Raw genomic sequence first — 13,765 nt, forward strand, 5'->3', positions numbered from 1 at the left:
AGACGTTTCCGCCGCCATCTAGCTCACGACCAGCCCGAACCCCTGCATCAGCCGGCTGGTGGCGAAATCCACCTTGCCGGAAGTGAAGACCGCAATATCAGGCTCACCCACCGGCAATGGCCCGTCGACCGGTGCCAGCAGCGACATGGCGCGGCGGGCGATCGCTTCGGCCGGATCGATCCAGTCGACCGGCCAGGGCGCGGTCTTGCGCATGCGATTGGCCAGGAACGGATAATGCGTGCAGCCGAGCACGACGATGTCGGTGCGGGCGCCGTCCTTCTCGACGAAGCATGGCGCGATCTCCTTGCGGACGATCTCCTCGTCGACGAACCCCTCGCGCATGTAGATTTCCGCCAGCGGTGCCAGCCGGTCCGAGCCGACGAGCCGCACATGGCATTTCTGCGCCCATTTGCTGATCAGGTCGCGCGTGTATTGACGCTTGACCGTGCCCGGTGTCGCCAGCACCGAGACGAGCCCTGAGCGCGTACGTTCCGCCGCCGGCTTGATCGCCGGCACCGTGCCGACAAAGGGGTGGCCGGGGAATTTCTCGCGCAACGCGTCGATCACCAGCGTCGAGGCGGTGTTACACGGGATGACCGAAATCTCGGGCTGGAATTTTTCCAGCAGCGCGCCGAACAGGTCAAGGATATGGGCGTTGAGGGCCGGTTCCTCCCAGGCGCCATAGGGAAAGGCGGCATCATCGGCGACATAGACAAAGCGGCGGTCAGGCATCAGCACGCGCGCCTCGCGCAGCACGGTGAGCCCGCCGATGCCGGAATCGAACATCAGGATCGGCCGCTCAGTCATTGTCGGTTCCCTTTCCACCGAGCGGCGGCATGTCGTCGTCTTTACCGGTGCCGGTGGCCTTGTCTGCCAGGCGATCGCCTTCCGCCTTGCGGGCGCGCGCCACGGCCGCCGGCAATCGTCTTGGATCGTCGCCCGGCGATCCCTCGCCACGCGGCATCGCCGGTGAAAACCTGTCCAAGGACGAAATGATGCCACGCAGCACCTTCAGCTCCGGCTCGGCAAAGCCGGCGCGCGTCAGCACGGCGCGCAGATTGTCGACCATCTTCGGCTTTTTCGCTGCGGGACGGAAATAACCGCGCGCTTCCAACGCGCCTTCGAGATAGGCGAACAGGCCGTGCAGTTCTTCCTTGCTTGCCGGCTTCATGTCCGGACCGGAAAAATTGGTTCTGGTCTCGTCTTCCAGGCCGGACTTCATCCATTCATAGGACATCAGCAAGGCCGCCTGGGCGATGTTGAGCGAGGAGAAATCGGGATCGACCGGGAAGGTGACGATCTCGTCGGCAAGGCCGACCTCGTCATTGTAGAGGCCGAAGCGCTCGCGGCCGAACAGGATGCCGGTGCGCTGCCCCATTGCGTGACGGGTCCGGAGCACCCTGCCCGCTTCCACAGGGCCGCGCACGGATTTGAAGCCATCGCGCTGCCTGGCCGTGGTTGCGAAAACAAAGTTCAGATCGGCGAGCGCCGAGGCCAGATCGTCGAACACTTTCACGGCGTCGATAACATGGTCGGCGCGGCTGGCGGCCGCGCGCGCCTTCTCGCTCGGCCAACCGTCGCGAGGGTTGACCAAGCGCAGCTCCGACAGGCCGAAATTGGCCATGGCACGAGCCACCATGCCGATGTTCTCACCGAGCTGCGGCTCGACGAGGATGATCGCCGGGCCGGCGAGGCCGCGCTGAAAGTCCGTTCCTGCCATGTGTTCCAGGTGATTGCGCCACGAAGTCTGCGCGTCCTGCCATATCGATGCGGCTTTTTGAAGAGTTATCGGCCGTCTGACTGACAAATACCCTTATGTCGCTCCCCCTGGTTTGCGCGAAAAATCCAGATGCGCGTCACCGGGGGTTCGCGCAGATGCCAGGCTTGTACAAGCAGATGAGCTGCGCACTCCGTCCCTCAAGAGATTGGTGGGATGCGGCACCGCACTCGTGCTGTTAGCGACAAGACATCTGGTCTCATTGCGGCAAATGGCTCAACCATGACGCCCCCAAACCGCTGACAAATGGATCGGCCCGTGCTCGCTGTTGCTATTGACGATATTTTCCATTTGTAGAAATCATCTACGATCCGAATGAACATTTATTTACGATGACGCATCGCGTGACTGGGAAACCAATTTAGAAAGCGGTAATATCGAAACCGCTTGGGTTCAATTTTTATCGACGAATAGTATTTTGAACGATGGAGTGTGTTTTGCACGCTCCTGTCATTTAGCTATGCCCCAAGCATCCAACACGGGATTCAATGGCCGACGAAGCGTCAGCCAAAACCTAGGAGGGGTAAATGAACGTCGTACGGGTTTTCCTTTCACTCGCTGTATTGGTTCTGGCGTCGATCTTCCTGATTGCGCCAGCTTCCGCGCAAGCGACACGGACGTGGGTTTCCGGCGTTGGCAACGACGCCAATCCGTGCAGCCGAACCGCACCTTGCAAGACGTTTGCCGGCGCCATCTCGAAGACGGCGACGGCCGGCGAAATCGACTGTCTCGACCCGGGCGGCTTTGGCGCGGTTACCATCACCAAATCCATCACCATCGACTGCAAAACCACGGAAGGTGGTGTGCTCGCGTCCCTCGTGAACGGCATCGTCGTCAATACGCCCGTCGGCTCCTCAGTGCATCTTCGCGGCATCAGCATAAACGGTGTGGGCAACGGCCTCGACGGCGTGCGTATGATCGGCCAGGGTCAATTGCATATCGAGGATTCCAACATAGAGCGGATGGCCGGCAACGGCGTCGAATTTCTCGCCAACGGGAACAGCGAACTCTACATAACCAACACGCGCATAGCCGAGACAGGCGCTGAAGGCGTTCTCATCAAAACGACTGGGGCCGTTGGGATCAATGCCATCCTTTCGAGGGTGGAAATTACCAACAGCGCCAGTGGCATTCTTGTCGACGGCACCGGCAACACCGTGGCCATGAACATGACACTGACCAACAGCCTTATCAGCGGCAATACCGGCAGCGGCGTGGTGGTCAAATCCGTCGCCGCGGCATCGCCGGTGCGCGCGACGATTACCGGCAACACGATCAGCGCCAATGCCGGCACCGGTGTCAACGCGAACGGTGCCGCTGCCAGCGGCAACGGAAGCGCCATCGCCTTTCTCGGCGGATCGACGGTGTTCGGCAATGTCACCGGGGTCAGCAATACCGGGAGCGGCGCCGTCCAGTCGTTCAAGAACAACATGATCTCCGGCAACTTAACCGACGGCACACCGCTCACCGCCTTCGCGGGCCCTGGCGGTACGCCGCTGCAATAAGCGACCGCCGCCTCCGCGGCAGCATGAACAAAGGCGATGCCGGCTGCCCTCACGGGGTAGTGCGGCATCGCCTCTTTGTTCCCGACCGCCACAGCAGAAGCCTGCGTCTTCCGCTGCCCGGTTGCACCGCTCGACCATGGCGGCCCAAACCGTCGACAAATGGACCCGCCCGTGCCCGCTGTCGGTATTGACGATATTTTCCATTTGTAAAAATCATCTACGATCCGAATGCATATTTATTTACGATGACGCATCGCGTCACTGGAGAATCAAATTAGAAAAAGGTAGGCTCCCAGCCGCTTGGGTTTTCAATCTGTATCGACGGTTGGTATTTGGAAGATGGAGTGTGTCTTGCACGCTCCCGTCATTTATTTATGCCCCAAGCATCTCGACACGGGTTTCCATGGCCGACGAGGGCGTTGGCCAAAATCTAGGAGGGGCAATTGAAAATTGTACGGTTTTTCCTTTCACTCGCTGTGTTGGCACTGGCGTCAGCCTTCCTGATTGCGCCAGCTTCCGCGCAAGCGACACGGACGTGGGTTTCCGGCGTTGGTGACGACGCCAATCCGTGCAGCCGAACGGCACCTTGCAAGACATTTGCCGGTGCTATCTCGAAGACGGCGGTAAGTGGTGAAATCAACTGTATCGACCCTGGCGGTTTTGGCGGGGTCACCATCACCAAATCCATCACCATCGACTGCAGGAACACTGAAGCGGGTGTGCTCGTCAGTGGTACGAACGCCATCATCGTCAACGCGCCTGCCGGCGCCGCGGTTCATCTTCGCGGCCTCGACATATTCGGTGTGGGCACCGGCCTCGACGGCGTGCGTATGGTCGGTCAAGGTCAACTGCATATCGAGGACTGCAACATCGAGCGGTTTGCCAGCAACGGCGTCGAATTTCTTCCCACCGCAAACAGCGAACTCTACATAACCAACACACGCATAGCCGAGGCAGGCGCTGAAGGCGTTCTCATCAAGACGACTGGGGCCGTTGGAATCAATGCCATCCTTTCGAAGGTGGAAATTACCAACAGCGGCAGCGGCATTCTTGTCGACGGCACCGGCAACACCGTTGCCATGAACATGACGCTGACCGGCAGCCTTATCAGCGGCAACACCGGCAACGGCGTGGCGATCAAATCCATCGCCGCGGCATCGCCGGTGCGCGCGACGATTGTCGGCAACACGATCAGCGCCAATGCGGGCACCGGCGTCAACGCGAACGGTGCCGCTGCCAGCGGCAACGGAAGCGCCATCGCCTTTCTCGGCGGATCGACGGTGTTCGGCAATGTCACCGGGGTCAGCAATACCGGTAGCGGCGCCGTCCAGTCGTTCAAGAACAACATGATCTCCGGCAACGTAGCCGACGGTACACCGCTCACCGCCTTCCCGGGCCCTGGTGGTACGCCGCTGCAATAAGCGCCTGCCGCCTCCGCGGCAGCATGAAACAAAGGCGATGCCGCCTGCCCTCAAGGGGTAAGTGCGGCATCGCTTTTTTGTTACCGATCGCTACAGCAGAAGCCTGCGTCTTCCGCTGCCATCGGTTTGCACCGCTCGAATCGCTTTGCTATAGGCGAAGTCCCTACCCTGGCGGGGTCGGCCCCGCCATCACCCAACTGTTGAACGAGGCATTCTTTCCATGGCGAAGATCAAGGTGGCGAACCCGGTCGTCGAACTCGACGGCGACGAGATGACCCGCATCATCTGGCAGTTCATCAAGGACAAGCTGATCCACCCTTATCTCGACCTCAAGCTTGAATATTACGATCTCAGCGTCGAGCACCGTGACGCTACCAATGACCAGGTGACCATCGATTCGGCCAACGCCATCAAGAAATACGGCGTCGGCGTGAAATGCGCGACGATCACGCCCGACGAGCAGCGCGTCGAGGAATTCAAACTGAAGAAGATGTGGAAGTCGCCGAACGGCACCATCCGCAACATCCTCGGCGGCACGATCTTCCGCGAGCCGATCATCATGAAGAACGTGCCGCGCCTGGTGCCGGGCTGGACCAAGCCGATCATCGTCGGCCGCCATGCCTTCGGCGACCAGTACCGCGCCACCGATTTCCGCTTTCCCGGCAAGGGCAAGCTGACGATCAAGTTCGTCGGCGACGACGGCAAGGTCATCGAGCACGATGTCTACGATGCGCCGGGCGCCGGCGTCGCCATGGCCATGTACAATCTCGACGATTCCATCCGCGAGTTTGCCCGCGCTTCGCTGAACTACGGCCTGCTGCGCAACTATCCGGTCTATCTGTCGACCAAGAACACCATCCTCAAGGCCTATGACGGGCGCTTCAAGGATATTTTCCAGGAAGTCTACGAGGCTGAATTCGAGGCCGAGTTCAAGTCGAAGAAGCTGTGGTACGAGCACCGGCTGATCGACGACATGGTGGCGTCCAGCCTGAAATGGTCGGGCGGCTATGTCTGGGCCTGCAAGAACTATGACGGCGACGTGCAGTCCGACACCGTTGCGCAAGGTTTTGGTTCGCTCGGCCTGATGACCTCGGTGCTGATGACACCGGACGGCAAGACGGTGGAAGCCGAAGCCGCGCACGGCACGGTCACCCGCCACTACCGGCAGCACCAGAAGGGCGAGGAGACCTCGACCAATTCGATCGCCTCGATCTTTGCCTGGACGCGCGGCCTCGCGCACCGCGCCAAGCTCGACGACAATGCCGAGCTCAAGCGCTTTTCCGAGACGCTGGAAAAGGTCTGCGTGCAAACGGTCGAGAGTGGTTTCATGACCAAGGACCTGTCGCTGCTGATCGGCCCCGACCAGCCCTGGCTCTCGACCACCGGTTTCCTCGACAAGATCGACGAGAACCTGCAGAAGGCGATGGCGTAACCGGCCGAGACCTGGACCATGGGGAAGCCCGTCGTCTACGGCGCGGACTACAGCGTCTATGTGCGCATCGTCCGCCTCGTGCTCGCGGAAAAGGGCTACGAGCTTGTGCCGGTCGATGTCTTTGCCGCCGAGGGCATTCCCGCCTGGTATTTCGAGCATCACCCGTTCGGCCGCATCCCGGCCTTCGAGCATGACGGGTTTCGCCTTTTCGAGACGAGCGCGATTGCGCGTTATGTCGACGAAGCCTTTGACGGGCCGGCGCTGCAACCGAAGGATCCGCGCGGCCATGCGCGGATGAACCAGATCATCGGCATGCTCGACGCCTATGCCTATCGGTCGATGGTCTGGGATGTCGCCGTCGAGCGGCTGGAGAAGGAGGCACCCGACGAGGCGCTGATCGCCAACGGGCTTTCGCAGGCGAGCAAGGCGCTTCAGACGCTCTCGTCGCTGAAAGCGCCGGGGCCATGGTTGTTGGGCGACCAACTGACGCTGGCCGATCTGCATGCCGCCCCGATCATCGGTTATTTCATCAAGGTCAGTGCGGGGCAAAAGCTGCTCGCCGAGTTCCCCGAGATCCAGACCTGGTGGGACCGGATCGCGGCCCGTCCAGGCTTTGCCGCGAGTGGTCCGGCGGCCTGAACGGCCTCCGCCCGCCGTTCATTCCTGCCCGCCGTCTATTATGGAAGGTAGATTTCCGCCTTCATGAAGGTCTTAGCGCGGCCCAGGATCAACACGCGATCTCCAGCCAGATCACACAGCAGATGCCCGCCGCGCTGTGAGCACTGGAACGCCGACAGATGGGTCTTGCCGAGTTTTTCAGCCCAGTACGGCACCAGCGTCGCATGAATGGAGCCGGTCACCGGATCCTCGGGGATGCCAGCTCCAGGAACGAAATAGCGGGATACAAAATCATGCGTTTGGCCGCGTGCGGTGATGACCAGGCCAAGCGGGTGGAAGGCTCCGATCCTGAGCAGATCGGGTACGAAGGACCGGACGGATGGCTCGTCGGCAAGCTCGACGAACAGGTTCTCGAAATTACGAAAGCCCACAACCGGATGCGGGGCCAAAATCTCCCGCAGCGCCAGCATGGTTTCGCCATCGACAGGCTGCGGCGGAAAACAGGGCAGATCGAGCTGGTAGGCGCCTTGCCGCTGAGAGACCCGCAACTCGCCCACACGCGTGGCAAAGGCCATGTCATCAGCCACGTTGTGTTGCGAGGCCAGCACATGGGCGGTCGCCAGGGTGGCGTGTCCACAGAAGTCGACTTCGTGAACCGGCGTGAACCAGCGTAAGTCCCAGCCCTTGCCGTTCGGCCGCGCAAAGGCGGTTTCGGCAAGATTGTTCTCGTTTGCAATGGCCTGCATCACATCGTCCGCCAGCCAGTCCTGCAAGATGAGGACGGCAGCGGGGTTGCCCTGAAAGGCGCTCTCGGCAAAAGCGTCGACCTGGTACATGGTCAGCGTGGGCACATCATCCCCCAAAAAAACTGATCGCCGGCCGGGCGACCATCAGCCAAAGGATGGCAAGCACGGCAGCGAAAGCCGGGAAGCCGCAAGCAAACCAGATGCGAAAAAGGCGCTTTTCCTCGGCGGGCAGCGGTCGATTTTCGATGGCCGCCTGTCGCGCCAGATTTCGCATCCGAATCTGAATCCAGACCACCGGCAGCCAGAACAGACCCGTCACGACATAAAGCAGCAAGGACAGCACAATCCAGCCCTCGGACAGCGGCCATCCCGTTGCCCGTGCCAACAGCACGCCTGATATCGGCTGCACCACGACAGCCGTTGCCGTGAATATGGTGTCGGCGACGACAACCGTGCCCGTGACATGGGCGACGAGGTCGGCGCGACCGGTGCGCTGTGCCATCAGCATGAAGAAGGCGATCCCGGCGCCGGTGCCAAAGAGAACCGTGGCGCCAATGACATGCGTCCAGCGCAGTATGTCGGCCCAGAGGTTCATCGCTCGTCGAGGACCGCCAGCGCCACAAGCACCAGGCACAGCATGGGGATCGTCTTGACCAGCGGCCCCAGCGGCGCGAGCCAAAGCTCAGGAACGAGAAGCGTCGCCGCCGCCAGGTAAAACAGCGTGATGGCAATCATCGCCAGCAGCGCTCGCCGCGCCAAAGGCCGGACCAGAACCGCCGCGCCGACAAGGATATCGGCAGCACCGCCGGCAAGAACCGACATATGGGCGAAATTTGCCGACACGCCGCGTGAAACAAGAATAGAAGCGGCCTCGTCTTGCCGGATCAGGCCGATGATGCCCGAAGCAAGCCAGAACAGGGCCAGGCAGCCGAAGATGACCGGTTTTGCCAGCCAGAGGCGCGCGAACCATCGCTCCTGAACATGGGCCGGCATGGCGGCCAGCGTTGCTTCCAGCGGCTGCAGCGGATGATCGGAAAGTTCGTTCCAGGGCCCGGCATGGCCCGTCACGCCACGCGCCAGCGCGCCAAGAGCTGCGGTGCGCAAAGGCGATCGCCAGCCAAGGAGGCCAAGGCCATCGGCAATGGCGGCCGCAAGCCGGCCGACAATGGCCGGTATCGGCTCGATCTTCGCCCGCGGCAGGCCAAGCCATGCCCGAAAGGCTGAGAGAACATCGGCGAGCGGTCTGGCCTCGGCTTCGACGAGATCGACGGCAGAACGGGGCGGCAGCGATCCGGCGACCGCGCGCGAGACCGCTTCGGCAACGTCGGTGACCGCCACGGTCTGGATCGGCTGGCGCGACATGACGGCAGGGATAAAACCGGGGAAGGCCGCAAGAGCGCGCAAAAGTGCCGTCCCGCCATAGGCGGCGGGCGCGACCACCAAACCCGGACGCAGGATCGTCCACTCCAGCGAAGAGCTTGCGACAGCCTTGTCGCCTTGCGCCTTGGTGTCGAAGAAAGCGTCGGCAGAGGAGTGGTCGGCACCGATCGCGGAAATCTGCGCAAAACGGTGCACGCCGGCCTGTTCGCATGCCGCGACCAGCGCCACCACCGACTGCCGGTGGATGGCGTCGAGGCGATCGCGCGGGCCGTCCTGCAAGGCGCCTGCCGCATTGACGATTGCGTCCATACCGGTGACCACTGGTAGCCAGTCCTCAGCGGCAAGCAGTCGCGACATGTCGGCGGCGATCCAGCGCACCGCCGGCCAGCGCCGCTCGGCATCCACAACATCGCGACCAAGGCCGGCCACATGATGACCGTCGCGAAGCAGACGGCCGACGACGGCTTCGCCGATCAGACCGTAGCCGCCAAGGACGAGCACCTTCATGCAGGGACTTTCAGGCTGCCTCCAGCGCCGCCTTGACCGCGGCGATCGCATCACTGGCTTTCGAAGCGTCGGGGCCACCGGCCTGCGCCATGTCGGGCCGCCCGCCGCCGCCCTGACCGCCCAATGCGGCGGAGGCCACGCGCACCAGATCGACGGCGCTGAAACGGCTTAACAGATCATCGGTGACAGCGACCACGACGCTCGCCTTGTTGTCCTCGCCGGCGCCGACGAAGACGACGACGCCGGAACCGAGCGAGCTCTTGCCGGCATCGGCCAGCGGCTTCAGATCCTTCGGCGAAACACCCGAGACCGCCTTGCCGAGGAAGCCGACGCCCGCCACCGTCTCGTTCTCGGCCGGCGCACCCGCCGCGGCTCCGCCGCCCAGCGCCAGTTTCTTGCGCGCTTCGGACAGTTCCTTCTCGAGCTTCTTGCGCTCGTCGAGCAGCGCCTCGACACGCGCCGGCACGTCGGCCGGCGAGATCTTCAGCGTCGCGGCGACCGATTTCAAACGCCGGTCCTGCTCGTCGAGATGCTTGCGTGCGGCTTCGCCGGTCAAAGCCTCGATGCGGCGCACGCCGGCGGCGACCGCGCTGTCCGACACGACACGCACCAGACCGATATCACCGGTCGCCCTGACATGCGTGCCGCCGCAGAGCTCGACCGAATAGGGCCGGTTGGCCTTGGCGCCATGCAGGCCGGTGCCCATCGACACGACGCGCACTTCATCGCCGTACTTCTCGCCAAACAGCGCCATGGCGCCTTCGGCAATGGCGTCGTCGACCGACATCAGGCGCGTGCTCACCGGGCCGTTCTGGACGACGATCTCGTTCGCCATGCGCTCGACCTCTTCGAGATCCTCTGCTGAAATCGGCTTGTTGTGCGAGATGTCGAAGCGCAGGCGCTCGGGCGCGACCAGCGAACCCTTCTGCGCGACATGGCTGCCCAACACCTCGCGCAGCGCCTCATGGATCAGATGCGTCGCGGAATGGTTCGCGCGTAGCCTGGAGCGCCTGATATGGTCGACCTTCAGCTCGACGGCAGCGCCCGTCTTGACTGTGCCGCTGACCACCTTGCCGAGATGGACGAACAGCCCATCGGCCTTCTTCTGCGTATCGGAAATCTCGATCGAGAAGCCCTCGCCAGAAATGACGCCGGTGTCGCCCATCTGGCCGCCGGACTCGGCATAGAACGGCGTCTGGTTGACGACCACGGCAACCGCGTCACCCTTGCTTGCGCTGTCGACGGTCTTGCCGTCCCGGACAAGCGCCTGGATGAGGCCTTCCGCCTGCTCGGTCTCGTAGCCGAGGAATTCGGTGGCGCCGGCCTTCTCGCGCACCGGGAACCAGACACTCTCGGTGGCCGCGTCACCGGAGCCTGCCCAGTGGGCGCGTGCTTCGGTCTTCTGCCGCTCCATGGCATTGGTGAAACCGGCAAGATCGACCGAGATGCTGCGCTGGCGCAGCGCGTCCTGCGTCAGGTCGAGCGGGAATCCGTAAGTGTCGTAGAGCTTGAAGGCCGTCTCGCCATCCAGCATGTCGCCTGCGTGCAGCGTTTCCGTCGCCTCCGCAAGCAGGCCGAGGCCGCGCACCAGCGTCTTGCGGAACCGCGTTTCCTCGAGTTTCAGGGTCTCGGTTATCAACTGTTCGCCGCGCACCAGCTCCGGATAGGCCTGGCCCATCTCGCGCACCAGGGCCGGCACCAGGCGCCACATCAGCGGATCGCGGGCACCGAGCAACTGCGCATGGCGCATGGCGCGGCGCATGATGCGACGCAGGACATAGCCACGGCCTTCGTTCGAGGGCAGCACGCCATCGGCGACCAGGAAGGAGGACGAGCGCAAATGATCGGCAATGACGCGGAAGGATGCGACCGTCTCCTTGTCGGGACCGTGCCCGATGGCGGACGACGCCGCGTCGATCAGGTGACGGAACAGATCGGTCTCAAAGACGCTCTCCACCCCTTGCAGGATGGACGCCATGCGCTCCAGGCCCAAGCCGGTGTCGATCGACGGGCGCGGCAGGTCGATACGCTCCTCCTTCGTCACCTGTTCATACTGCATGAACACCAGGTTCCAGAATTCGAGGAAACGGTCGCCATCCTCCTCCGGGCTGCCTGGAGGGCCGCCCCAGATGTGTTCGCCGCGGTCGATGAAGATCTCCGAGCACGGCCCACAAGGTCCGGTGTCGCCCATCGCCCAGAAATTGTCCGAGGTCGCGATGCGAATGATGCGGTCGTCGGAAAACCCGGCGATCTTCTTCCAGAAGCCGGCCGCCTCATCGTCCGTGTGATAGACGGTGACCAGCAGCTTGTCCTTGTTCAGCCCGAATTCCTTGGTGATCAGGTTCCAGGCGAGCTCGATGGCGCGCTCCTTGAAGTAGTCGCCAAAGGAGAAATTGCCCAGCATCTCGAAGAAGGTCAGATGGCGCGCGGTGTAGCCGACATTGTCGAGGTCGTTGTGCTTGCCGCCGGCGCGAACGCTCTTCTGGGCGGTCGAGGCGCGCGAATAGGGCCGCTTCTCCAATCCAGTGAAGACGTTCTTGAACTGCACCATGCCGGCGTTGGTGAACATCAGCGTCGGATCGTTGCGCGGCACCAGCGGGCTAGACGCGACGATCTCGTGACCCTCCTTGCGAAAGTAGTCGAGAAATGTCGACCGGATCTCGTTCACGCCACTCATGAATGCTGCCTTTTCGAGAGAACCGCCGGCGAACCGGCGGAAAATGGGCTCTGGGTATCAAAGCGCGTCGCGCTGAAAACGGATTCAGTCGACGCGCTTTAAGTTTTTGCTTCTATGCATGTCGTTGTCCCAAAACCGCTGCGCACTTTTGGGCGACATCCATCAGAAAATAGACTTGGCCTTTTAGCGGTCGCACCGCACCCTGTCCAGAAACACGGAATTGGTCCAAATCGCGACTTTTACCAGCCGTTCGAACCGGGCTGCCCACGAACCCAAAACGAAAAACCGCCGGCTCGAAAGCCGGCGGTTTGGAACGCGAAAACACAGAACTCAATTACATAAGCTTGAGATAATGGAACAAGATTATGGCCGATCTTCGGCCGGCATCTTGCGCACGAAGTTGTTACATCGCGCCGGATTCCTCCTCGAAACCGTCGTCGCCGCTCTCGGCGCCGCCATTCTCGAGGAATTTCTCAGCGATCAACCCGGCATTCTGCCTGAGCGCCAGTTCGATCTCGCGCGCCGTGTCGGGATTGTCGCGCAGGAACAGTTTGGCATTCTCGCGGCCCTGGCCGAGACGCTGCGAATTGTAGGAGAACCAGGCGCCCGACTTCTCGACCACGCCGGCCTTGACGCCGAGGTCGACCAGTTCGCCGGTCTTGGACACACCCTCACCATACATGATGTCGAACTCGACCACCTTGAAGGGCGGCGCCAGCTTGTTCTTGACCACCTTGACGCGGGTCTGGTTGCCGACGACCTCGTCGCGGTCCTTGACCGAGCCGATGCGGCGGATGTCGAGGCGGACCGAAGCGTAGAATTTCAGCGCATTGCCGCCCGTCGTGGTCTCGGGCGAACCGAACATGACGCCGATCTTCATGCGGATCTGGTTGATGAAGATGACCATGGTGTTGGAGCGCGAGATCGATGCGGTCAGCTTGCGCAGCGCCTGGCTCATCAGGCGGGCTTGCAGGCCGGGCAGCGAATCGCCCATCTCGCCTTCGATTTCGGCGCGCGGCGTCAGCGCCGCGACCGAATCGACCACCAGCACGTCGATGGCGCCGGAGCGCACCAGCGTGTCGCAGATTTCCAGCGCCTGCTCACCGGTGTCGGGCTGCGAGATCAGAAGGTTTTCCAGATCGACGCCAAGCTTGCGGGCATAGACCGGATCGAGCGCATGCTCGGCATCGACGAAGGCGCAGATGCCGCCCTTCTTCTGGGCTTCGGCCACGGTGTGCAGCGCCAGCGTCGTCTTGCCCGAGCTTTCCGGCCCGTAGATCTCGACGATGCGGCCGCGCGGCAGGCCACCGACGCCAAGCGCGATGTCGAGGCCGAGCGAGCCGGTCGGCACGGTTTCGATCTCGACGACCTGCTCGTTCGCGCCGAGCCGCATGATCGAGCCCTTGCCGAAAGCCCGCTCGATTTGCGACAGCGCCGCATCCAGAGCCTTTGATTTGTCCACCGCTTTGTCCTCTACCAGCCGCAAAGAATTCTGAGCCATGATACATCACCCCTTGGTCGTCAATGAAGGCCGGACAATCCGTAATCCCTGCCTATTTGTACCTTTTTTGTTCTCGTTTGGCAAGGGGGTTCAAATATCTGAAAAACAATCAATATCCGGATTTGTTCTTTTTTTGTCCTAGGGATTCGATCAGGAATGCGCCTCGCATTGGGCCAGACGGTGCAGTCGTTTCGATCTGCC

11 protein-coding genes are annotated in these 13,765 nt (G+C 62.1%); 4 read left to right on the forward strand and 7 right to left on the reverse strand.

The window, feature by feature from the left end:
- Positions 1-18: 18 nt before the first annotated feature.
- A complete protein-coding gene (murI, locus tag B5V02_RS01735) occupies positions 19-807 on the reverse strand; it encodes a glutamate racemase (protein WP_111542524.1) in 789 nt (262 codons plus the stop codon).
- A complete protein-coding gene (locus B5V02_RS01740; RefSeq protein WP_111542525.1) occupies positions 800-1,720 on the reverse strand; it encodes an RNA methyltransferase in 921 nt (306 codons plus the stop codon). The genes murI and B5V02_RS01740 overlap by 8 nt, the downstream gene beginning before the upstream one ends.
- A gap of 584 nt (positions 1,721-2,304) precedes the next feature.
- On the opposite strand from B5V02_RS01740, the gene B5V02_RS01745 reads away from it, so the two are divergent.
- The 4 genes from B5V02_RS01745 (at position 2,305) to B5V02_RS01760 (ending at position 6,774) form a co-directional block, all read left to right on the forward strand.
- Positions 2,305-3,282: a right-handed parallel beta-helix repeat-containing protein gene (locus B5V02_RS01745; protein ID WP_111542526.1), complete on the forward strand. Its 978-nt coding sequence runs from the start codon at positions 2,305-2,307 to the stop codon at positions 3,280-3,282.
- A 476-nt stretch (positions 3,283-3,758) separates the two neighbouring features.
- Entirely contained in the window at positions 3,759-4,703 is a 945-nt protein-coding gene (locus B5V02_RS01750) for a right-handed parallel beta-helix repeat-containing protein (RefSeq protein ID WP_167458332.1), read from the forward strand.
- A gap of 220 nt (positions 4,704-4,923) precedes the next feature.
- Positions 4,924-6,135, forward strand: coding sequence for an NADP-dependent isocitrate dehydrogenase (locus B5V02_RS01755; protein WP_111542528.1), 1,212 nt, complete (start codon positions 4,924-4,926; stop codon positions 6,133-6,135).
- An 18-nt stretch (positions 6,136-6,153) separates the two neighbouring features.
- Complete coding sequence (locus B5V02_RS01760) at positions 6,154-6,774, forward strand: glutathione S-transferase family protein (RefSeq protein ID WP_111542529.1); 621 nt, start codon at positions 6,154-6,156, stop codon at positions 6,772-6,774.
- 38 nt (positions 6,775-6,812) lie between these two features.
- Here B5V02_RS01760 and B5V02_RS01765 read toward each other — a convergent pair whose 3' ends face one another.
- The 5 genes from B5V02_RS01765 to recA all read right to left on the reverse strand — a co-directional run bounded on the left by B5V02_RS01765 (position 6,813) and on the right by recA (position 13,564).
- On the reverse strand, positions 6,813-7,604 hold the full coding sequence (locus B5V02_RS01765; protein ID WP_245445591.1) for a PhzF family phenazine biosynthesis protein: 792 nt from the start codon (positions 7,602-7,604) through the stop codon (positions 6,813-6,815).
- A gap of 1 nt (position 7,605) precedes the next feature.
- Complete coding sequence (locus tag B5V02_RS01770; protein WP_111542531.1) at positions 7,606-8,094, reverse strand: DUF2269 family protein; 489 nt, start codon at positions 8,092-8,094, stop codon at positions 7,606-7,608.
- Positions 8,091-9,386, reverse strand: a complete 1,296-nt coding sequence (locus tag B5V02_RS01775) for an SDR family oxidoreductase (protein ID WP_111542532.1) — start codon at positions 9,384-9,386, stop codon at positions 8,091-8,093. Before B5V02_RS01775 ends, B5V02_RS01770 begins: the two co-directional genes overlap by 4 nt.
- A 10-nt stretch (positions 9,387-9,396) precedes the next feature.
- Positions 9,397-12,063, reverse strand: a complete 2,667-nt coding sequence (alaS, locus tag B5V02_RS01780) for an alanine--tRNA ligase (protein WP_111542533.1) — start codon at positions 12,061-12,063, stop codon at positions 9,397-9,399.
- 403 nt (positions 12,064-12,466) lie between these two features.
- Complete coding sequence (gene recA / locus B5V02_RS01785) at positions 12,467-13,564, reverse strand: recombinase RecA (RefSeq protein WP_111542534.1); 1,098 nt, start codon at positions 13,562-13,564, stop codon at positions 12,467-12,469.
- Between the last annotated feature and the right edge of the window lie 201 nt (positions 13,565-13,765).

It is taken from the genome of Mesorhizobium kowhaii, from assembly GCF_003253745.1.
Lineage (GTDB): Bacteria > Pseudomonadota > Alphaproteobacteria > Rhizobiales > Rhizobiaceae > Mesorhizobium > Mesorhizobium kowhaii.

What these genes read in the sequence shown, in the direction of transcription:
- B5V02_RS01760 (WP_111542529.1), top strand. Translation starts at nt 6,154, where the DNA reads ATGGGGAAGCCCGTCGTCTACGGCGCGGACTACAGCGTCTATGTGCGC.
- B5V02_RS01745 (WP_111542526.1), top strand. Translation starts at nt 2,305, where the DNA reads ATGAACGTCGTACGGGTTTTCCTTTCACTCGCTGTATTGGTTCTGGCG.
- B5V02_RS01755 (WP_111542528.1), top strand. Translation starts at nt 4,924, where the DNA reads ATGGCGAAGATCAAGGTGGCGAACCCGGTCGTCGAACTCGACGGCGAC.
- recA (WP_111542534.1), bottom strand. Translation starts at nt 13,564, where the DNA reads ATGGCTCAGAATTCTTTGCGGCTGGTAGAGGACAAAGCGGTGGACAAA.
- murI (WP_111542524.1), bottom strand. Translation starts at nt 807, where the DNA reads ATGACTGAGCGGCCGATCCTGATGTTCGATTCCGGCATCGGCGGGCTC.
- B5V02_RS01770 (WP_111542531.1), bottom strand. Translation starts at nt 8,094, where the DNA reads ATGAACCTCTGGGCCGACATACTGCGCTGGACGCATGTCATTGGCGCC.
- B5V02_RS01775 (WP_111542532.1), bottom strand. Translation starts at nt 9,386, where the DNA reads ATGAAGGTGCTCGTCCTTGGCGGCTACGGTCTGATCGGCGAAGCCGTC.
- alaS (WP_111542533.1), bottom strand. Translation starts at nt 12,063, where the DNA reads ATGAGTGGCGTGAACGAGATCCGGTCGACATTTCTCGACTACTTTCGC.
- B5V02_RS01740 (WP_111542525.1), bottom strand. Translation starts at nt 1,720, where the DNA reads ATGGCAGGAACGGACTTTCAGCGCGGCCTCGCCGGCCCGGCGATCATC.